This window comes from Paenibacillus sp. FSL R7-0048 (assembly GCF_038004505.1).
Taxonomy (GTDB): Bacteria; Bacillota; Bacilli; order Paenibacillales; family Paenibacillaceae; genus Paenibacillus_AQ; species Paenibacillus_AQ odorifer.
In genome coordinates this window covers 5880375-5900047 of sequence record NZ_JBBORF010000001.1, presented here as the reverse complement: position 1 = coordinate 5900047, position 19673 = coordinate 5880375, and the positions used below count along the sequence as shown (strand labels likewise).

General features: G+C 46.3%; 16 protein-coding genes. 12 read left to right on the top strand and 4 right to left on the bottom strand.

Annotated features, from left to right (window positions below):
* The first annotated feature begins 61 nt into the window (after positions 1-61).
* Together NSQ91_RS26145 and NSQ91_RS26140 are read left to right on the top strand one after the other, a co-directional pair.
* Positions 62-1825: a sensor histidine kinase gene (locus NSQ91_RS26145; RefSeq protein ID WP_076194607.1), complete on the top strand. Its 1764-nt coding sequence runs from the start codon at positions 62-64 to the stop codon at positions 1823-1825.
* On the top strand, positions 1803-3464 hold the full coding sequence (locus tag NSQ91_RS26140; RefSeq protein ID WP_076281909.1) for a response regulator transcription factor: 1662 nt from the start codon (positions 1803-1805) through the stop codon (positions 3462-3464). The genes NSQ91_RS26145 and NSQ91_RS26140 overlap by 23 nt, the downstream gene beginning before the upstream one ends.
* Positions 3465-3542: 78 nt before the next feature.
* Here the strand turns inward: NSQ91_RS26140 and NSQ91_RS26135 are convergent, their stop codons facing one another.
* Complete coding sequence (locus NSQ91_RS26135; protein WP_036679597.1) at positions 3543-4370, bottom strand: TerC family protein; 828 nt, start codon at positions 4368-4370, stop codon at positions 3543-3545.
* Between the two features lie 662 nt (positions 4371-5032).
* Between NSQ91_RS26135 and nifB the strand changes: the two genes are divergently transcribed.
* The 10 genes from nifB to NSQ91_RS26085 all read left to right on the top strand — a co-directional run bounded on the left by nifB (position 5033) and on the right by NSQ91_RS26085 (position 16050).
* Positions 5033-6409 (top strand): nitrogenase cofactor biosynthesis protein NifB, encoded by a 1377-nt coding sequence (nifB, locus tag NSQ91_RS26130; RefSeq protein WP_076305154.1) that lies wholly within the window; start codon positions 5033-5035, stop codon positions 6407-6409.
* 3 nt (positions 6410-6412) lie between these two features.
* Positions 6413-7282 carry a nitrogenase iron protein gene (nifH, locus tag NSQ91_RS26125; RefSeq protein WP_235219430.1) on the top strand — a complete coding sequence of 290 codons (870 nt, stop codon included), beginning with the start codon at positions 6413-6415 and terminating at the stop codon, positions 7280-7282.
* Between the two features lie 75 nt (positions 7283-7357).
* Entirely contained in the window at positions 7358-8821 is a 1464-nt protein-coding gene (gene nifD, locus NSQ91_RS26120; RefSeq protein WP_076305153.1) for a nitrogenase molybdenum-iron protein alpha chain, read from the top strand.
* Positions 8818-10359, top strand: a complete 1542-nt coding sequence (gene nifK, locus NSQ91_RS26115; RefSeq protein ID WP_076281907.1) for a nitrogenase molybdenum-iron protein subunit beta — start codon at positions 8818-8820, stop codon at positions 10357-10359. Before nifD ends, nifK begins: the two co-directional genes overlap by 4 nt.
* Positions 10360-10520: 161 nt before the next feature.
* Positions 10521-11885 carry a nitrogenase iron-molybdenum cofactor biosynthesis protein NifE gene (gene nifE, locus NSQ91_RS26110; protein ID WP_076305152.1) on the top strand — a complete coding sequence of 455 codons (1365 nt, stop codon included), beginning with the start codon at positions 10521-10523 and terminating at the stop codon, positions 11883-11885.
* Positions 11875-13212: a nitrogenase iron-molybdenum cofactor biosynthesis protein NifN gene (gene nifN, locus NSQ91_RS26105; protein WP_076305151.1), complete on the top strand. Its 1338-nt coding sequence runs from the start codon at positions 11875-11877 to the stop codon at positions 13210-13212. Before nifE ends, nifN begins: the two co-directional genes overlap by 11 nt.
* On the top strand, positions 13178-13582 hold the full coding sequence (locus NSQ91_RS26100) for a NifB/NifX family molybdenum-iron cluster-binding protein (protein WP_076186358.1): 405 nt from the start codon (positions 13178-13180) through the stop codon (positions 13580-13582). The genes nifN and NSQ91_RS26100 overlap by 35 nt, the downstream gene beginning before the upstream one ends.
* Complete coding sequence (locus NSQ91_RS26095; protein WP_076129190.1) at positions 13566-14132, top strand: DUF269 domain-containing protein; 567 nt, start codon at positions 13566-13568, stop codon at positions 14130-14132. Before NSQ91_RS26100 ends, NSQ91_RS26095 begins: the two co-directional genes overlap by 17 nt.
* A 38-nt stretch (positions 14133-14170) precedes the next feature.
* Positions 14171-14923 (top strand): HesA/MoeB/ThiF family protein, encoded by a 753-nt coding sequence (locus NSQ91_RS26090; protein WP_076305150.1) that lies wholly within the window; start codon positions 14171-14173, stop codon positions 14921-14923.
* The gene (locus NSQ91_RS26085) at positions 14920-16050 is read left to right on the top strand and encodes a homocitrate synthase/isopropylmalate synthase family protein (protein ID WP_076305149.1); all 1131 of its coding nucleotides are present in this window, start codon (positions 14920-14922) and stop codon (positions 16048-16050) included. Before NSQ91_RS26090 ends, NSQ91_RS26085 begins: the two co-directional genes overlap by 4 nt.
* A gap of 92 nt (positions 16051-16142) precedes the next feature.
* On the opposite strand, the gene NSQ91_RS26080 is transcribed toward NSQ91_RS26085, so the two are convergent.
* The 3 genes from NSQ91_RS26080 to NSQ91_RS26070 all read right to left on the bottom strand — a co-directional run bounded on the left by NSQ91_RS26080 (position 16143) and on the right by NSQ91_RS26070 (position 19529).
* Positions 16143-17033, bottom strand: coding sequence for a carbohydrate ABC transporter permease (locus NSQ91_RS26080; RefSeq protein ID WP_036679567.1), 891 nt, complete (start codon positions 17031-17033; stop codon positions 16143-16145).
* A gap of 27 nt (positions 17034-17060) precedes the next feature.
* Positions 17061-17945, bottom strand: a complete 885-nt coding sequence (locus NSQ91_RS26075; RefSeq protein WP_036679565.1) for a carbohydrate ABC transporter permease — start codon at positions 17943-17945, stop codon at positions 17061-17063.
* A gap of 207 nt (positions 17946-18152) precedes the next feature.
* Complete coding sequence (locus NSQ91_RS26070; RefSeq protein WP_076129193.1) at positions 18153-19529, bottom strand: ABC transporter substrate-binding protein; 1377 nt, start codon at positions 19527-19529, stop codon at positions 18153-18155.
* Between the last annotated feature and the right edge of the window lie 144 nt (positions 19530-19673).

The following is a 19673-nucleotide window of genomic DNA, read 5'->3' as shown; positions in this document are numbered from 1 at the left end:
GAAGGAGCCTGAACATGGCTCCTTCTTTATTATTATTCGATAGAAGAGGGAGAACATTCCAATGAAATCATTCTCCATCGGGTGGAACCCCGATTCCATTGTGATCAAGCTGATCGGAGCTTTCCTATTGGTCATGCTTCCACTCTGTGCGCTGAGTATATCTATTACCTACTATAGCTCCAACCAAATGCAAGCTGAAGTGGAGAGGGCGAACGAATCGAAGGTTCATTTTTACTACAGCCATCTTGAATTTGAGCTGCAACGGATAACGGGCTTAGTCACGGAGTACTCTCAGGATGAAACGCTGGCTACCTTCAGTACCCGTATTCCAATTATGAGCCGGTACGAAGTGGATTCTAATCTGAACAATATATACACCAAGCTAAAACAAATCAAAGAAACCAGTCCTTATATTAGTGATGTTGTGTATTATGTCCCGGAAATTAATAAGCGGGTTAGCGCTGCGGTGGGGGTTAGGGATGTCACCAACGAGGAATGGCAAAGTCTGCTGGCCACTATGGGTAATCTGAAGGGTGCTTTATCTAAATACGAAGACGACTTATATTTACTGCGTAGTAATCCTTATAACCTGGATCGCAATCTTTCACCTAATTTTTTGCTGGGAGTGAAGCTTTCCTCACCTGAGCTTGAGTTGCGTTTGAAAGAATTTGCGGTATCAGGGGGGAGCGATATTACGTTAGCCTTCGGCAATAACGATTATGTGATATCAACTTCTGACCAGAAGCCCAGGTTGTTCCCCATAGAGAAACCACTAAATAGTGAAGAGACTGTAAGTGTGCAGCGGTATCGTTTTGATAATTCTTTTTACTATTCGCTCTACGATCACAGCAATAACTTTAGGCTGACCGCAAATATTCCCAATACGGTGCTCATGAAGCCGATTCATGTCTACTCATTGTTGCTATGGTTGTTGTTCGTTGTCTCGATAGTGATCATTATCTTGTTCTCTTTATGGACATACAGGATGATTCATCGCCCGATGTCTATTCTTATCAGGGGGTTTAAGAAAGCGGAGCAGGGGCAGACGGGGATCTTTATTACTCACTCCCGCAGGGATGAGTTTGGGTATCTATATTCTCGTTTCAATGAGATGCTTAAGCATCTGAATACGTTAATCGATGAGAACTACGTGCAGCGTATCCGGACAGGGGAAGCGGAGCTTAAACATTTACAATCGCAGATCACGCCTCATTTTCTCTATAACAGTCTATTTAGCATAAAACAGATGGCTGAGGTGGAAAATGTAGAGCTGATCAAGGAGTTCTCTGATTATTTAGGGCAATATTTTCGGTACATGACCCGGGATTCCGCCCAGGAGGTTACTTTGCAGCAAGAGCAGGAGCATGCTTTGGTTTATCTGGCTATACAGCGGATTCGTTTTGGCGCGAGAATTAGAGCTGAGGTAGATGAGATTGCAGCGGATTGCCGGGACATCAAAGTCCCACGGGTTCTCCTGCAGCCCATAATTGAAAATGTATTCGAGCATGGGCTTAAGCAAAAAAGCAGCAATGGCCTATTAAAAATGAGTTATGAAAAAGTTGAGCATACGCTGACTATTATAATAGAAGATAACGGTGACTCACTTAGTGAGGACAAGTTAAATCTCTTGCAGCGCCAGTTCTCCGAGCAGAATGCCATTCAGGGGGAGATCACGGGTTTATTAAATGTAAATCAGAGATTGAGGATCAAATTTGGTTCCCCTTATGGCTTGCAGGCAGAGAGAAGCAGTTTGGGCGGACTTTGTGTAAGAGTCAATTTACCGCTTAAAGGGGACGTGCAGGATGCAACGAATGATGATAGTTGATGATGAGCCTAATATTTTGGATGGGCTGTACGAATTTTTTGTAAAGGCAGATTTTAAAGATTTGGAGATCATAAAGGTTCATTCAGCGGATCATGCCATAGACTGGCTTAATACCGTAAAAATAGATATTGTGCTTAGTGACATCTGTATGCCAGGTATGGATGGGATGGCGTTAATTCAGGAAATTGTCGACCGCTGGCCACGTTGTAAAGTAATTCTGCTGACAGGACATAATGAATTCGATTTTGCCCATCAGGCGATCCGAAATCCTTGTGTAGTCGACTATTTATTGAAGACAGAGGGGATGGATAAAATTCGTGCCGCTGTGGAGCTGACTTTGGAGAAAATATCTTCAGAAGAGGATTATTTCTATAAAAGCCAGTGGCTTCGCGACAAGCTCCCGCGCGCGCTGCCCCAGTTACAGCAGCAGTTATTACACGATATTCTAAGACGCACCGAACGGATAGACCGGCAGAGCTTGCAGGTTGAATTCGATGCCATTCAGCTCCCGTTCAAAGCGGATGGATCCGTCCTGCCTATTATTCTGCGGATGGAGGCTTGGCGAAATTATGAAACGGCTTCAGACCGGAGTTTAATTCGTTATGCGGTAGCCAATATTGCGGAGGAGCTGCTCAGCGACAAAGTTGAAGTTAAGGCTGTGGATCTGGATCCGGGGACGATAGCTTGTTTTGTTCAGCCTAAAAGTGAAAGTGTATCCTCAATCAAGGAAGAAGAGCTCTGGTTAAAAACGCTCCGCTTCGTCCACGGAACAATGGAATCCGTTCAGCAAGCCTGTGGCAAATGTCTGCAACTATCTGTGTCTATCATCGCCAGTGATCAGGAAGTGCATTGGCATGAGCTGAACTATGCCTTGAACCGTTTACGATTAGCTATTTTTGATAGCCCCGGACTTGGGATGGAAAAGCTGCTGAGGATAAATACCAAGGAAGTGAGCCCAAGTCCAGGTTCTATGCATAATCGAAATGCAACAGCGGAACTACTGCTCGACTATTTAAAACAACGGCTGCTTGAAGGTGATCTCGATTGGGGCACATCTTTTCGCAAATGGGTGGAGCTCTCGGGGGAAGGTGGGCCGGAGGATCCTTTTTTGAGATTAAGATTAATGTCTGGGATCAGTAACACCCTGCTGCAGACTTTACAAGAGTTAGGTTTAACGGAAAAAGCACATAGCGGTATGAATTTATCACGCATGTTATATTTTAATATCAATACACACTGGTCGGATGTCATCTCTTTTTATCACACGTTTTTTGAATGGATTATCTCGAACAGAAGCGCTACCTATAAACATGATGAATCGAATATCCTGTCCATGATCCACCAATATATTAAATCCCATCTGGCTGATGATTTGTCCTTAACCCGGATTGCGCAGGAAGTCTCACTTAATCCGTCCTATCTGTCACGCTGGTATAAAAGAACGACAGGGAAGGGGATTTCTGATTATATTCTGGAGAAAAAAGTGGAGCTGAGTAAGGAGCTGCTGCTTGGAACTGCTCTAAAAATGCACGAGATCTCCGGCCAGCTCGGGTTTAGTGATCAGCACTATTTTTTTCGATTCTTCAAAAAAACCGTTGGCTGTACGCCGCAGGAATATCGAGAGCAAAAACGAGGATAAATAGCAATACCCCGAAAGACGGACACCTGTTCAGAAGGTGCATCTTTCGGGGTATGGTTTGTGGCTGTATTTTAACGATTACTTACCGAGTTGTTTGTCTACTTCTCGAACCGGATTCTCGCCAACATTCTCTTCAACCTTGTGGCTACTCATAAACCAGCCGATTACAGCGATGAGTACGAGCACAACGTAGAAGGTGGCTTTCCACCAGGTACTATGAGCGAAATCTTCGGACAGAACACCAAGTGAAGGGTGCGCCAATGTAATGACTGACAGCTTAACACCCACCCAACCTACGATAAAGAAGGCTGCAATTTCAAGTCCTGGACGGGAATGCAGCAGCTTAACGAAGAAGGAAGCTGCGAAACGCATAATGACCAGACCGATAAATCCACCGGCAAAGATGACGAGGAATTGTCCACCATCGAGGCCTCCGATTTTTGGAAGACCACTTGCAGGAAGAGCAACCGCGAGTGCAACTGCGGCTAGGATGGAATCGACCGCGAAGGCGATGTCAGCAACTTCTACCTTCAGAACAGTAAACCAAAAGCTGGATTTCTTTTTATTGACCGCACCGTCAGTGCCGCTTTCAGCAGCTTCATCTGTGACGGGCTTTTTAAACAACAGTTTTCGGAAAATATGATTACCCGCGATAAATAATAAATAAATCGCGCCGATGGCTTGTACTTGCCAGATATCGACCAGATAGGAGATGACAAATAGCGAACCGAATCGGAACACGAAGGCTCCTGCTAATCCGTAAAACAGCGCTTTTTTTCTTTCCTCATCAGGAAGGTGCTTAACCATAATTGCCAATACCAATGCGTTATCTGCGGCGAGTAGTCCCTCTAGTGCTACCAGAACAAGCAATACCCAACCGTACTCTAATAATAATCCCCAATCCATTACTGTTGTCCTCCCTTTTTGAATGCAAATATCTACCAAAAGATATCTACCCTACCATTTTAACCAAATTTATATAAAAAAGACCTTTACCAAACAGATTAGCCTTTGGAATAAAGGTCTAACCTGATTGGTAAAGGTCTCGCTAACAATGTGAATTGCCAATAAAGCCGGAGAATATCCTCATATTCTCGTATTGACGACTTTATTTAACAGCTACTCCCCTTTACGGGATATATTAAATTTTTAAGATTATTCAATGTGTTCTTGCCTAAAGAGATCATATACGAGATGAAAGTCATTGTCAATAAAAGTTGCAGAAATAAATGGATTCTATCTTTTAAGAATCCTTAAAATGGCCAGAAACATGACATGATGACGGAGAATCAACAGAGATTGAATAAAATGGAAACGGAAACATGATAGATATAGGTTATATAAACTAACATTTAATATGACGAAACTGCAAACATAAGGAAAAACAGGACTTAAAAAGGGAAAACTCGATTGACGATGTAGGTTGATGAAAATATGATGAAACTAATCAAAGCAATCAAGCGAGAAATGTGTTAACTAAAATCACATCAGTTGTTCTATCAGAGTGAGTTTTACTGCGAAGAAGTACTAGTAGTTCATGCTGCATAAAATTTTTAGGAGGTGGGGAAATGCCGCAGGCGTCATCGAGGTTATCCATTGAAGCAGAGGAGGAGCTCAGCCGCCATCCCTGCTACAGTGAGGAAGCTCATCGTTTTTTTGCTAGGATGCACATCCCGGTTGCTCCCGCCTGTAACATCCAATGTAATTACTGCAACCGAAAATTCGATTGTGTGAATGAAAGCAGGCCTGGTGTAGTTAGTGAAGTGCTAACTCCAGAGCAAGCTGAACGCAAAGTGAAAGGTGTAGCCGCACAGCTGATGCAACTGTCGGTAGTTGGGATTGCAGGTCCGGGTGATCCGCTGGCGAATCCAGAACGAACCTTTGACACGTTCGAACGAGTCAAGCGGCAGGTCCCTGATGTTACCCTTTGCCTGAGTACTAATGGATTGACCCTTTACAGGCATGTAGACGCCATACTAGCGCTAGGTATCCGTCATGTCACGATCACTATCAATGCCATTGATCCCAATGTGGGCCGTGAAATTTATCCATGGGTTGTTGACGAAGGGATCCGGTACGAAGGACAAGAAGCAGCGGAGCTGCTGATCAGCCGCCAGCTTCAAGGTTTGGAGCTACTGGCGCAGCAAGGTGTTCTTGTTAAAGTTAATTCCGTTATGATTCCAGGGGTCAATGATCATCATCTCCCTGAAGTATCGCGAACAGTTAAAGCGCTCGGGGCAACTCTGCATAATGTGACGCCTTTAATTATCGCACCGGGAAGTCAGTATGAACGGGATGGGCGCAAGGCGCCGCGTCCTAAAGAACTGCACAACCTGCAGGAAGTGCTTGGGCGCGAAGGGATGAAGGTCATGCGCCATTGTCGACAATGCCGTGCTGATGCCATTGGGCTGCTAGGTCAGGATCGTAATCAGGATTTTATATTAGAAAAGATGGATGAAAATCCAGTTATTAATGAGCAAGCTAGAGCGCTCTTTCAACGTGAACTCGATGCCAAAATCCGTCAGCGTGTCAAAGCCAAAGAGCTAAGGCAGAACTCTTTCCAGCAAGGGCAGCACACCACCAAAGTCGCTGTTGCTACACGTGGTGGGGATAAGGTCAATCAACATTTTGGCCACGCGACAGAGTTCATGGTTTATGAAACGGATGGAATAAGCGTGAAACTGCTAGGTATCAGAAAGATTCAGGCCTATTGCCACGGTAAAGCGGATTGTAATGGGGATAAGAATGCCACGTTACAAGAAATTATTTCTATATTAAAGGACTGTCAAATATTGCTCTGCTCTGGTATTGGCGATGTCCCTCGCGCCAGCTTAAATAAAGCCGGAGTATTGCCTCTGGTGCGTAAAGGTGAAATACAGGATGCGATTCTCGAAAGTGTGAAGATCAGCTCTTATTTTGAAAATATATCGATTTCGAAGGGATGATGAATGATGAGACAAATAGCTTTTTACGGTAAGGGCGGTATCGGTAAATCCACAACTTCGCAGAACACTTTGGCGCAGCTCGCCACTAAATTTGGTCAAAAAACAATGATCGTAGGCTGTGATCCTAAAGCGGACTCCACACGGCTGATTTTGAACACTAAAGCTCAGAATTCAGTGCTCCAATTGGCAGCAGAAAGAGGAACGGTTGAGGATTTGGAGCTTGAGGATGTAGTTCAGTTGGGATATGGCGACATTCTTAATGTGGAGTGTGGTGGACCTGAACCGGGTGTGGGTTGTGCCGGCCGCGGGATTATTACAGCTATTAATTTTTTGGAGCAGCAAGGGGCTTATGAAGGATTGGATTTTGTATCCTATGACGTACTTGGTGACGTGGTATGCGGTGGATTTGCAATGCCGATCCGTGAGAATAAAGCACAGGAAATTTATATCGTATGCTCCGGGGAAATGATGGCTATGTATGCGGCCAATAACATTGCGCGCGGAATTCTAAAGTATGCCAACAGCGGTGGCGTAAGATTGGGCGGTCTGATCTGCAACAGTCGTAATACGGACCGTGAGGATGAGCTCATTATGGAGCTGGCACGCCGTTTGAATACACAAATGATCCATTTTGTCCCGCGGAATAATGTGGTTCAGCATGCAGAGCTGCGAAGAATGACCGTAGCCCAATATAATCCTCATCATCAGCAAGCGAGAGAATATGAGATTTTGGCAGAAAAGATCCTGAATAACAATATGATGACAATCCCGACCCCGATTTCTATGGAAGAGCTGGAGGATTTACTCATGGAATTTGGTGTGATTGAGGATGAAGAGACGGCGCTGAAAAAGCTGAAGGCATCTGGACAATAATTAGGTTCGTCCGGTGAACAGGAGTAGAGAGACGGCTGTTCACCGGATCACTCTAAGGGATGAGGAGGGTTCAGAATGGGGCTTAATATCGAAGATAACCAAAAGATGCTCGAAGAGATTCTTGAGGCTTACCCGGAAAAGGCACGGAAGGATCGTCAGAAGCATTTTGGAATCAATAATGAAGAGTTAATAAACTGTGGCAAATGCGCCATCAAATCGAATATGAAGTCCCGTCCGGGGGTTATGACCCAAAGAGGATGTGCTTATGCCGGTTCGAAGGGCGTGGTCTGGGGCCCGATCAAGGATATGGTGCATATCAGCCATGGTCCTGTAGGTTGTGGGCAATATAGCTGGGGAACAAGACGGAATTATGCCAACGGAACACTGGGCATTGATAATTTTACGGCTATGCAGGTGACGAGTGATTTTCAGGAGACAGATATTGTATTTGGCGGTGACAAGAAGCTTGAAGTCATTTGCCGTGAAATTAAAGAAATGTTCCCACTGGCTAAAGGAATTTCGATCCAATCAGAGTGTCCTGTGGGGCTAATCGGAGACGATATTGAAGCGGTGTCCAAAAAAATGTCTATCGAGCTAGGTATCCCGATCATTCCCGTTCGTTGTGAAGGGTTCCGTGGGGTTAGCCAATCCTTGGGTCATCATATTGCTAACGATGCGATCCGTGATTTTCTGATGGGGAAGAAGGAGCTTGCGGAATGTGGTCCTTACGATATTAATATTATCGGAGATTATAACATCGGTGGGGACGCTTGGGCTTCACGCATTTTACTGGAGGAAATGGGTCTGCGTGTTATTGCGCAGTGGTCTGGGGATGGAACCATCAATGAATTGGCGATTGCGCATAAGGCGAAGCTCAATCTGATTCACTGTCATCGCTCCATGAACTATATGGTAACGACGATGGAGAAAGCATATGGGATTCCTTGGCTGGAATACAACTTTTTCGGGCCGACCAAAACCGCTGAAAGCCTTCGAGCCATCGCCGCAAGGTTTGATGAATATATTCAGGAAAACTGCGAGAAAGTCATCGCTAAGTACACGCCACAAATGGAGGCGATAATCTCTAAATTTAAACCCCGGCTGGAAGGTAAAAAGGTCATGCTGCTGGTAGGCGGGTTACGTGCCCGCCATACACTGGGGGCTTATGAGGATCTGGGGATGGAGGTAGTGGGCACAGGTTATGAGTTCGCTCACAAGGATGATTACGAGAAGACATTCCCTGAACTTCCGGAAGGCACTATTATCTACGATGATCCAACCGCTTACGAGCTGGAAGAGCTTGCGCAAAGACTTGATATTGATCTGATGGGCTCGGGTGTGAAGGAGAAATATGTGTATCACAAGATGGGTATTCCTTTCCGGCAAATGCACTCTTGGGATTATAGTGGTCCTTACCATGGCTATGATGGGTTTAAGATTTTTGCTAAGGACATGGACATGACCATTAACAGCCCAGTGTGGAGCTTGATTAATTCAGGGAAAACAGGATCACTCCCTAAAAAGGAGGCGGGCGTATGAAGGACAAACTGGAGATCCCAGATTACAATACATTATTTCAAACTGAACCCTATGTGAAGCAACGTGAAGGGAAAAAAGTATTCGAGGCACCCTGCAGTGAGCAAGAGACAGCAGAAGCATTAGCCTACTCGAAGTCGTCTGAATATAAGGATAAGAATTTTGCCCGCACCTCACTGGTAGTTAATCCTCATAAAGCATGCCAGCCCCTAGGAGCCTTGATGGCTGCGCTGGGATTCGAAAAAACTCTGCCGTTTATACATGGCTCTCAAGGCTGCACTGCGTATTTTCGTAGTCATTTAAGCCGTCATTTCAAGGAGCCGACCCCCGCAGTTTCTTCCTCTATGACAGAAGATGGTGCGGTGTTTGGAGGGATGAATAATCTTATTGATGGTCTTGAAAATAGTGTGGCGCTCTATAAGCCAGAGATGATAGCTGTATCCACTACATGTATGGCTGAGGTTATAGGGGATGATCTGCAGGCTTTTATATCCAATGCCCGCCAGAAGGATGCAATTTCGAACGAAATTCCAGTGCCCTACGCCAACACGCCAAGCTTTTCCGGATCACATATTACAGGTTACGATTCCATGTTAAAGTCCATCCTCAGTACCTTGTTCATCCGCTCTGGGATTGAAGCTACCCCTGGCAGTGGAGAGGGAACTGGAGAGAAGCTGAATGTCATTTTAGGGTTTGAGCCTTATACGGGGAATTTTGCGGAAATTCGAAAAATCCTTGCCGCGTTTGATACAGGCTACACCTTCCTTGGTGACCACAGCGGAAATTTTGATTCCCCGGCTACGGGAGAATATTCCTATTATTATGGGGGAACGAAGCTGGCGGATGTGCCGAAGGCAGCTAATGCGTTGGGAACTCTTTCACTTCAGAAATATTCTGTCAAAAAAACATTGGAATACATCAGCGGCACATGGAAACAACAGACCGTTGCGATGTCGACTCCGCTGGGCATTCATGCCACAGATCGGCTAATAGAGTCTATCAGTGAATTAACGGGATTGCCCATTCCGCCTGAGCTTGTGGAAGAACGTGGCCGGGTAGTGGATGCTTTGCTCGATAGCCACCCTTATCTGCATGGCAAACGAGTGGCTTTAGTTGGCGATCCGGATTTGCTGATCGGCCTGATTGAATTCTGTCTGGAAGTGGGTATAGAGCCTATTCATATTGTGTGCTCCAATGGGGAAAACGGATTTAAAGAAGAAGCGAAAGCTCTACTTGCTGCCAGCCCCTACGGGGCAGAAACGACGGTTCATATCGGAAATGATTTGTGGCATATGCGCTCTCTGCTGATTGATGATCCTGTGGATCTTGCCATTGGAAGCTCTCATCTTAAATTTGCTGCCAAAGATGCCGACGTTCCTTTGATCCGTGTAGGCTTCCCTGTCTTTGACCGCCATCATCTGCATCGTTATCCGATTATCGGTTATCAAGGTGCCTTGAACTTGTTAACTACTATAGTAAATACAATCCTGCAGGGGTTGGATGAGGATTCATCTGGCTTCAACCACGATCTTGTTCGTTAGTAGGAGAACGTTAAGCCGAATCGTATACTTCCGATTCATTCCCTCGTCCTCATACGGAGCCGAGCGTTGGGGAGCGGCCGGAAGTGCAATATTTATCGTAGTGACACTGAATAATTGAGCATTTTAAGCGTAAGGAGTATTCAGTTACGGGAGGTGGTACGATGGAGTCCATCAGAAACGATGTATCCGACGCGCAAGCTTGCGGGAGCTTAACTCCGAAATCGAAACCATGTCCACGCCCCAAGCCGGGCGAAGCGGCTGGGGGCTGCTCCTTTGACGGAGCCCAAATCACGCTGCTGCCGATCATGGATGCTGCGCATCTTGTCCATGGGCCGGCTGCTTGTGCCGGGAATAGCTGGGAAAGTAGAGGGGCTTTGTCAAGCGGGCCTTCGCTTTCACAATACGGATTCACTACAGATCTCAACGATAACGATATTATTTTTGGCGGAGAAAAGAAACTGAAAGATAGCATTGACTATATTGCCGGGCGCTTTATGCCTCCGGCAATATTTGTATATGCGACCTGTGTGACAGCATTGATTGGCGAGGATTTGGATGCGGTATGCAAGGAAGCGGCAGGCAGATTGGGGCTTCCTGTGATCCCCGTGAACAGCCCCGGATTCGTAGGCAGTAAGAATCTTGGAAATCGGCTGGCTGGTGAAGCGCTGCTACAATATGTAATTGGCACAGGTGAACCAGAGATTGAGATTCCTTTAGGTGTGAATTTGATTGGGGAGTACAATATCGCGGGTGAAATGTGGGATATCGAGAAATTAATGAAGAGTGTTGGAATTACGCTAATGTCCAGAATTACAGGGGATGCAAGATATAAGGAAATTACATGGGCACATCATGCAAAAGTGAATATGGTTGTGTGCAGCCGTGCATTGTTAGGTCTGGCAAAAGAAATGGAGGCAATATACCACATTCCTTATTTCGAAGGCTCCTTCTATGGGGCCAAGGAGACAACTTATTCCTTACGTCAAATGGCTTATTTGCTGAATGACCGTGAGATGGAGCGGCGTGTGGATCGGTTGACGGAACTAGAGGAAAGCAGACTGATTCAGGAGCTGCGGCCCTACCGCAAGCTGCTTAAAGGAAAGAAAGCAGTTCTCTATACGGGTGGAGTAAAAAGCTGGTCGATTATTTCCGCACTGAAGGAGTTAGGCGTTCAGGTGGTAGGTGTAGGCACGAACAAAAGCACGGAAGATGATATACGGCGTATAGCGGATCGTGTTGGTGATGACACCGAATATATCCCGGAGGGCGGGGCAAGCCGAATTATCAAAACCGTCCGGGATCGTAAGGCAGATATTATGATTGCTGGCGGACGGAATATGTATGTGGCAATGAAAGAGCAAATTCCGTTTATCGATATTAATCAAGAAAGACACAAGGCCTATGCTGGTTACGAAGGTTTACTAAGGCTGGCTAAGGAGCTGACGTATTCTCTTGCTAATCCAATCTGGAAGCTGGCTGCCAGTGCCGCTCCCTGGGATAAGGAGGAACCTTCCTATGACCGTTAACAAAAGGAGTAAACCTACTTCAGTTAATCCAATCAAAATCGGTCAATCCCTTGGTTCCGTACTGGCATTTCAGGGTTGCTACAAGGCATTGCCTATTGTGCATGGCGCGCAAGGTTGTTCCGCATTTCCGAAGGCGCTGCTTACCCGGCATTTTCGCGAGCCTATAGCCGTACAGACCTCTGCTTTGCAGGAGATGGATGTAATCTTTGATGCGAATCGGAATTTAGAGGAAGCTCTAAATACCATACTCAGTAAACACCGACCAGACATTATAGGCATTATTGGGACTGAGCTGACGGATGTGGCTGGAGTGGATTATCAATCCATGCTCAAGACCTATAAAAGGGAGCGGAACATGCGGGGTGGGCTTGCTTTTTCCGTCACCTTACCTGACTTTCGTGGTTCATTGGAATCGGGGTTCAGTTCTACCGTGGAGGCGATGCTTGATGAGATGATTCAGCAGGTAGGCCATCGGGGTTCAAGGAGTGTGAATTCACGTCAGATTACCCTCTTGCCGGGATCGTTTCTGACGCCGGGTGATGTGATGGAGCTGAAAGAAATGATATCCTCCTTCGGTTTTGAGGTAATCGCTGTACCTGATATATCGACCTCTTTGTCTGGGCATCTGCTGACAGGATTTTCACCGCTAACAAGAGGTGGGGTGCCTCTAGATTCGATGCTGCAAAGCTTGCATTCGGGTCTAACCCTTGCCATCGGCGGAAGTATGGAGCGTCCAGCTAGAAGACTGCATAATGCGCTGGGAACTCCCTACAAAGTATTCGAGAGTGCTATGGGGCTTAAAGCAACGGATGATATTTTGCAATTTCTGCATCAAATTAGCGGGGAGCCGGTACAGCTTCGTTATTGCTGGCAACGAGAGAATTTATTGGATAGCATGCTGGATGCTCATTTTCAATTTGCGGGAATGTCTGCACTTGTTGCGCTGGAGCCAGATCATTTGTACACCGTATCTTCTTGGCTCGAAGAGCTGGGGGTGGAGCAAAAGGCCCTGGTCACTTCCTATGAAACTCCTTTGGTGGTTGAGATGGAACGAGAGGTATGGGTCGGTGATCTGGATGATGTTGAGTTTTTGGGTAAAGGTGCAGATTTATGGATCGGTAACTCACATGGGTTAAATGGAGCGGCGCGGTTAGATGCAGCATTTATGGCGGCTGGATTTCCCGTTTGGAATGAGCTTGGTGCTTATATGGCCACTTCTGTAGGGTATCGGGGAGCGATGGAATGGACGAATAAAGCGGCGAATCTGTTAATGCGAAGGGAGGAGGAATATCGTGAAAGTAGCATTCGCTACAGAGGATGGAATTAGAGTGAATGCCCATTTTGGGCAGAGTCCGATGTTCGCAATTTATAAAGTTACCAAAAGTGGCGGGGAGCTTATAGGTCTTCGTAAACTGCCAACGATTCTCAATCAGGATGAAGCAGGCAAAATAGAGAGTCGTCTGGAGGTGGTAGAGGATTGCACGCTAATATTCATCATGCAGATTGGAGCCTCAGCAGCGGCAAGAGTCACACGTCGTAAAATTATGCCGGTAAAGGTTCCACCAGGCAGTCCTATTGATGAGCAAGTGAAGCGGATTGTTGAAATGCTACAGGGCAAACCACCAATGTGGCTAGCCAAGGTATTACATGCTGAAAATGAAGCGGAAGGGGCGAGTGTAGATGGATCCCATAGCTAATGAGAGTGCTGCATTAATGGGCCGGGTTGCTCCGGAAGCATCAGCATTAAAACACCGTAGTCGAACCACGGAGAAAGAGCTGGATAAAGATATAGCAGAGATGTTCATACGGCGGTTGTGTCAATTGCTTGATACAGAAGACTTTTTTGGAAGACAGGCTTCTCTTTCACCACAGAAGAAGATCGAACGATTGTTTCTCGCTTCCGCTGAAGATAAGAACAAATCTGATTTTAACTGCGCGGTTTCTCCAAAAGTCCGTTTGCAGGTTCCTCTCTTGTTTCAGGCGGTGGCGGGCGTGATCGAGGAGAAGAGTGGGGTTCTGGTTCAGAGTTCATCTGAAATAAACGGGGAAGGATTTGGGCGTGCTCTTTTATATAGTGATCGGATTATTCTTGTGTTAAAAAGCTTGAGAGCAGGTTTTCCGTTTCCTTTTACCTCTGAGGAGAAAGTAATTCGCTACGGCGTTGCTTGTGTAGAAGAAGGGTTAGCCTTTATGGATAAATTTAATGAAATGACAGCTCTTTATGGAACGGATGGTCTGGAGGGTTAGATTCCAATGATGCAGCTCAGCCACAGGGAGGGAGCAACATGGAGCAGCTTGTAGGCGGCACCGAACTGGAACGATACGCTCGCCAATTGAAGCTGCTTGGAGAAGGCGGGCAGAAAGCGCTAAAAGAAGCTACAGTGATGATTGCTGGAATTGGAGGGCTTGGAGGCACTGCCGCACTTTATTTAGCTGCTGCCGGAATCGGCAAGCTGATCTTGGCGCATGAAGGAAACATTGTGCCTCCAGATTTAAATCGACAGATTTTGATGGACAGTGATCAGTTGGGTATGGAAAGGATGAGCACAGCCATTCAGCAGCTAAAACGTCTGAATCCAAATGTTGAAATGGAAGGATTTAATTCGAAGATAGAATATAATATAGCAAAACCTTGGGTAGAACAAGCCGATATAGTGATTGATGCACGGTATGATTTTCCGGAAAGATATGCGTTGAACCGCCTATGTGTAGAAACCGGCACGCCAATGGTAGAGGCGGCGATGTATGGATTTGAGATTTCACTAACAACGGTTATACCTGGTGAAACCCCTTGCTTAGAGTGTCTTTATCCGGATGTGAATCCAGAATGGGAACCGTTTGGCTTTCCAGTATTGGGAGCAACCTCCGGAATTGCGGGTTGTCTGGCTGCGTTGGAAGCCGTAAAATGGGTTACAAGGGTAGGGACGACTTATGCGGGCGTAATGCATCGCTTCAATTCACTCGACTTCGCCTGTTACAGCGTCCATATTACCCGTAATCCGAATTGCACTTGCTGCGGAGAGGAAGATAAACCGTGAAAAGTCTCAGGCTATGTGACACGACACTTAGGGATGGTGAACAGGCGGCTGGAGTTTCATTCACGAGGGAAGAAAAGCTGGAAATCGCAAGGTTGCTGTCGGAATGCGGAGTGGAGCAAGCAGAGGTAGGAATTCCTGCCATGGGCAAGCAAGAGCAAGAAGATATTGCGGCTATCGCTGATTTAGGTCTACCTATGAAGATGATGACTTGGAATCGGGCTTTGGAAAGTGATATCGACAAAGCTTGGGCGACGGGTGTGAACTGGAGTCATGTATCGATCCCTGTCTCGGAAATTCAATTACAAGGTAAGCTAGGTTTAACACCTGCCAAAGGTCTGACAAGATTACTGCATGCGACGGAATATGGTCAACGGCTAGGAATGACTGTGTCGGTGGGGATGGAGGACTCTTCAAGGGCAAGTATGGAGTACCTGGTTGAACTGGTAAATACATTATATAAAGAAGGCATTCGTTGGTTCCGTTATGCAGATACGGTATCTGCTCATCATCCGGGTCAAATGGCAGAGCGGGTAAGCACATTACTTAGTGCTGTTCCTGCAGATGTAGAGCTTGAGGTACACTGCCACAATGATTTTGGTCTTGCGGCTGCAAACACACTTAGCGGTATTTCCGCGGGTGCGGTCTGGGCAAGCACTACGGTAGCAGGGATTGGTGAACGTACCGGGAATGCAGCAATGGAAGAAGTAGTGATGGCTTGGCGTTATCTTTATGGCGGAGAGAGCAGCGTACGTCCGGAGTGTTTGAAAGGGCTGGCGGATAGGGTGATCACAGCCTCGGGCCGAAGTGTCGGCGATGCCAAACCAATCGTCGGATCACTCGCCTTCACACATGAATCTGGGATACATGTTGACGGTTTGTTGAAAGAAACAGCCACCTACCAGACCTTTGATCCCACAGAGGTGGGGAGAGCACATCATATTGTGTTAGGTAAACATTCCGGAAGTGGTGGAATCATGCATGTTCTGAACGCACATGGTTTAGAGGTTAGTGCTGGAACCGCGGGACGTTTGCTTGAACGGGTGAGAGACTATGCCGAAGTTAATAAAGTGAATGTGCCAGAGCTCCTCTTGGTTGAATGGCTGAGGGAGGATTGGCAACGACCGTAAGAGATATTAGTAAGAATGAATAAAGGCTGACAAGACGGGTACGAAACCTGTCTTGTCAGCCTTTTAATGTTGTTAGGATTAAGTTTATTGTGTTAGCCCTTAACCGCTCCAGCGGTAATACCCTTGGTCATCTGTTCTGTGAAGAGCAGGTAGATCAGGATGGTGGGGATAGCGATGATCGTCATAACCGCGAACTGTGCACCATAGTTGGATGAATACTCACCAGTGAATTTCATAATGGAGAAGGGAATCGTCTTAAGATCTTCCGAGGTGAGGAAGGTATTCGCCATAATGAATTCATTCCAAGTGCTGATGAAGTTGAGCACACAGATGGTTGCCAGCGCCGGTTTGGTGATGGGCAGGATGATACGGAAGATTAACCCGTAAATGCCACTGCCATCAATAACGGCGGACTCTTCAATGGCCCGTGGGATGGTCTCCAGGAACCCGGTCATAATCAGGACACTCATGGGGATGACAATGGCTGAGTAAGGCAAAATCAATGTGTACATATTGTTCAGCATCCCAAGCTTGTTAAACAGAATGAAGTTTGGCAGCAATGTAGCGTGAATCGGGATGATCATGCCTAACATGATTAGAGAGAGGACAATGCCACTTAGCTTCCATTTCATCCGGGTAAACGCATATCCCATCATCAGGGACACCAGCGCAGAGAGCATAACAGTTATCACTGTAATGATAAGACTGTTGGCGAAATAACGTGGCACACGCCCGTAGGTAAAAGCGTTTCGATAGTTCTCCCACTGGGGTGGAGAGGGCCATTTCAGAAATGAGCTTCCAAAGAACTCACCGCTCTTGAGCAGGGAATAATCGATCAACCAAATAAGCGGAAATAACTGAATCAACGCGATGATACATAGGAACACCATCATTAGGATTTTGCCCGTTGTAGGCTTTCTGCGTTCTTGTTTGTGAAGGTTTAGCTTAGGGGGTGAAGCGGCAGGCGATAAGGAATTATTCATAGGATTTCCTCCGGTTACAGGGTTTCTTTAAAATTCTCCGATATCTTTCTTTAAAATCTTGTTGAGGATAACGGTTAGGATCAGGCAGAACACAATAAACAGAATGGAAATGGCATTACCATAGCCGTATAGCGATGATGAGAAGGCGGTTTTGTACAGATAGTTCCCTAGGAACTGTGTGCTATTTGCAGGGCCACCGTTGGTCATTAAGAATACGGTTTCCATTTGCTTAAGACAGGTGGTGACGGCAATGATGATGGCAACCCGCATCATCGGCGAAAGCAGCGGAATGATGATACGCGTGTAGAGGGTAAAGTTGTTGGCGCCATCGATTCTTGCGGCTTCGCTTAAATCTTCCGGAATGCCTTGCAGACCTGAATAATACAGCAGCAGTGCATACCCAAAGCCTTGCCACATAACAACAATGATGATGCACCAGATGGCTGTCTTCGGATCACCGAGCCAATCATGCGTAAGTGCGTCCAATCCAACTCCGCTTAGCAGCTTGTTAAGCAGTCCGTAGTTCGGATGGAAAATTCCGGTCCACAGCTTGGCTGTAACGACGACGGAAATTACAGCGGGGATAAAAAAGATCGTCCGGAATATTTTTTCGTATTTGCCGGAGTTGGTTAGGAATATCCCCATGAGAATGGCAAAGGGATGTTGTAAAAATACTGTGGCGGCGGTCAGGAGCAGGGCGTTGACCAGCGATCTCCAGAACACTTTGTCATGAAATAGAATTTCGCGGTAGTTATCAAAGCCGATGAAATTGTATTTGCCGATCCCGCCCCAATCCGTAGAACCGTAATAAGCGCTCATGAAGATAGGGATGCAGATCATAAAAGCAAATAGGAACAGTCCAGGTGCGATGAGTAAGAAAATCGCTTTTTTGTCGCTTAACACTCTGTGCATGGAAATCTCCGTCCTTTTAAAGAGTAATCTATCTATTACCATCGTAACGGGAAGCCAGGCACCGGAACATGCCGTAAATTTCAGATCGGTGTATACATTTTTTCGAAAACAAAACCCCGGCCTTTGGGGGAAGCCGGGGTTTGCGCACTGCCATCTATAAGGTTACTTCAGGAGCGCTAAGGTTCATGTTTTTTGTAGTTCTCTGGTTTATTTACCAGCGAATTTATCGGATGCAGCATCCAGTGCTTTGGCGAATTCTTCAGGGGTAATCGCATCAGAAAGCAGGCTTTGATGCGCCTCCATTACCTTTTGCTTGAACTCATCGTCACCCACATCCTGCAGTGGAGTACCGCTGGAAGAGGTCATGGAGCTGAACACTTCAATCAATTCTTTTTGCAGCTGGGTTTCGTTACCCGTTAGGAATTGATCGAATTGCTGCGCAGGTGTACCCGCGCCAGCTTGCCATAGCATTTTAGACCAATGCTCTGGAGCGAAGAAATATTTCAAGAAATCAACAGCGGCTTCAGCATGTTTGGAATTTTTGCTGACTGCATATCCACCACCATACCAAGCGGCATCATCGGTTGCTTTACCTTTAGCTGAAGCTGGGAAAGCAAAAGCACCTACGTTATTGCGGAATTCTTCAGAGAAGTTCTCGTCTGTTGCCAGACCCGACTCCCAAGCGCCCATAAAGAACATGGCAGCTTGCCCTTGTCCGAACAAGTTGCGTGCAGCACCATAATCGGCAGTCAGCCAGCCATCGGCAAAACCTTTAGCATCGGCGAATTGCTGCATTTCAGTTGCAGCTGCAACCAGACTAGGATCTGTAAAGGATATTTTACGTGCAACAGCTTCATCCATTGTATTGAAATCGCCAGTCTGACGTTGGGCTACAAATTCATACCAGATAGGCAGTGTCCAAGCGTCCATACCATTCATAGCGATCGGGTTAATTTTCTTGGCACGAAGTGTTTTGACGGCGGCAAGCAAATCATCTGTTGTTTTTGGAACCTCGATGCCGTTGTCAGCAAATATTTTTTTGTTATAGTACATCACCATGTAGTCGGCACCACGCGGCAAGCCGTAAAGCTTACCGTCTTTACTGAAGCCGTCCATGGATCCGGACACAAACTGATTACCTTCGAAGTCAGCACTGTTCAGTTCAAGCAGCAGATCGTTATCCAGCAGCGGACTCAGGAAGGAGGGCTGACCCCAGGCTTGAATGATATCGGGAAGCTGATTGCTGGAGGCATACACTTTGATTTTTGATTTGTAAGGCTCATCTTGAAGCGCTTCCACTTCAATCTTGACGTTAGGGTTCTCTTTCATGTAAGCATCGATAATGTCTTGCTCTACTTTACCTGAACCATTGGCCCGATCCGCGAGCGCGGTGAAGAACTTCAGTGTGATTTTTTCGGCGGGTGTGTTTTCCCCTGCACTAGCTGTTGCTTCGGCAGTGGCTTCGGCCTTGTCATTTGTAGGTGCATTGGTAGCTTTCGCATTATTATTTCCGCCACCGCAGCCTGCCAGCAGAGCTGGTAGCATTAGACTCATAAGTGCTAGCTTTATTCCTTTACCTTTCATCAAAAACCCACCTTTTTTATGAGATATATTTCCACGAGAACGGCTGTCATCAAACGAGGACGACAATGTCGTTTCTTCTTGCATCCCCATCTTAAGAGTTTATGACCGATAGAAACATGGTCCATATTTAAGAACTATGTAGGC

What these genes read in the sequence shown, in the direction of transcription:
- NSQ91_RS26090 (WP_076305150.1), top strand. Translation starts at nt 14,171, where the DNA reads ATGGAGCAGCTTGTAGGCGGCACCGAACTGGAACGATACGCTCGCCAA.
- NSQ91_RS26070 (WP_076129193.1), bottom strand. Translation starts at nt 19,529, where the DNA reads ATGAAAGGTAAAGGAATAAAGCTAGCACTTATGAGTCTAATGCTACCA.
- NSQ91_RS26145 (WP_076194607.1), top strand. Translation starts at nt 62, where the DNA reads ATGAAATCATTCTCCATCGGGTGGAACCCCGATTCCATTGTGATCAAG.
- NSQ91_RS26140 (WP_076281909.1), top strand. Translation starts at nt 1,803, where the DNA reads ATGCAACGAATGATGATAGTTGATGATGAGCCTAATATTTTGGATGGG.
- nifH (WP_235219430.1), top strand. Translation starts at nt 6,413, where the DNA reads ATGATGAGACAAATAGCTTTTTACGGTAAGGGCGGTATCGGTAAATCC.
- NSQ91_RS26075 (WP_036679565.1), bottom strand. Translation starts at nt 17,945, where the DNA reads ATGCACAGAGTGTTAAGCGACAAAAAAGCGATTTTCTTACTCATCGCA.
- nifE (WP_076305152.1), top strand. Translation starts at nt 10,521, where the DNA reads ATGGAGTCCATCAGAAACGATGTATCCGACGCGCAAGCTTGCGGGAGC.
- nifD (WP_076305153.1), top strand. Translation starts at nt 7,358, where the DNA reads ATGGGGCTTAATATCGAAGATAACCAAAAGATGCTCGAAGAGATTCTT.
- NSQ91_RS26095 (WP_076129190.1), top strand. Translation starts at nt 13,566, where the DNA reads ATGGATCCCATAGCTAATGAGAGTGCTGCATTAATGGGCCGGGTTGCT.
- nifK (WP_076281907.1), top strand. Translation starts at nt 8,818, where the DNA reads ATGAAGGACAAACTGGAGATCCCAGATTACAATACATTATTTCAAACT.
- nifN (WP_076305151.1), top strand. Translation starts at nt 11,875, where the DNA reads ATGACCGTTAACAAAAGGAGTAAACCTACTTCAGTTAATCCAATCAAA.
- NSQ91_RS26135 (WP_036679597.1), bottom strand. Translation starts at nt 4,370, where the DNA reads ATGGATTGGGGATTATTATTAGAGTACGGTTGGGTATTGCTTGTTCTG.
- NSQ91_RS26080 (WP_036679567.1), bottom strand. Translation starts at nt 17,033, where the DNA reads ATGAATAATTCCTTATCGCCTGCCGCTTCACCCCCTAAGCTAAACCTT.
- nifB (WP_076305154.1), top strand. Translation starts at nt 5,033, where the DNA reads ATGCCGCAGGCGTCATCGAGGTTATCCATTGAAGCAGAGGAGGAGCTC.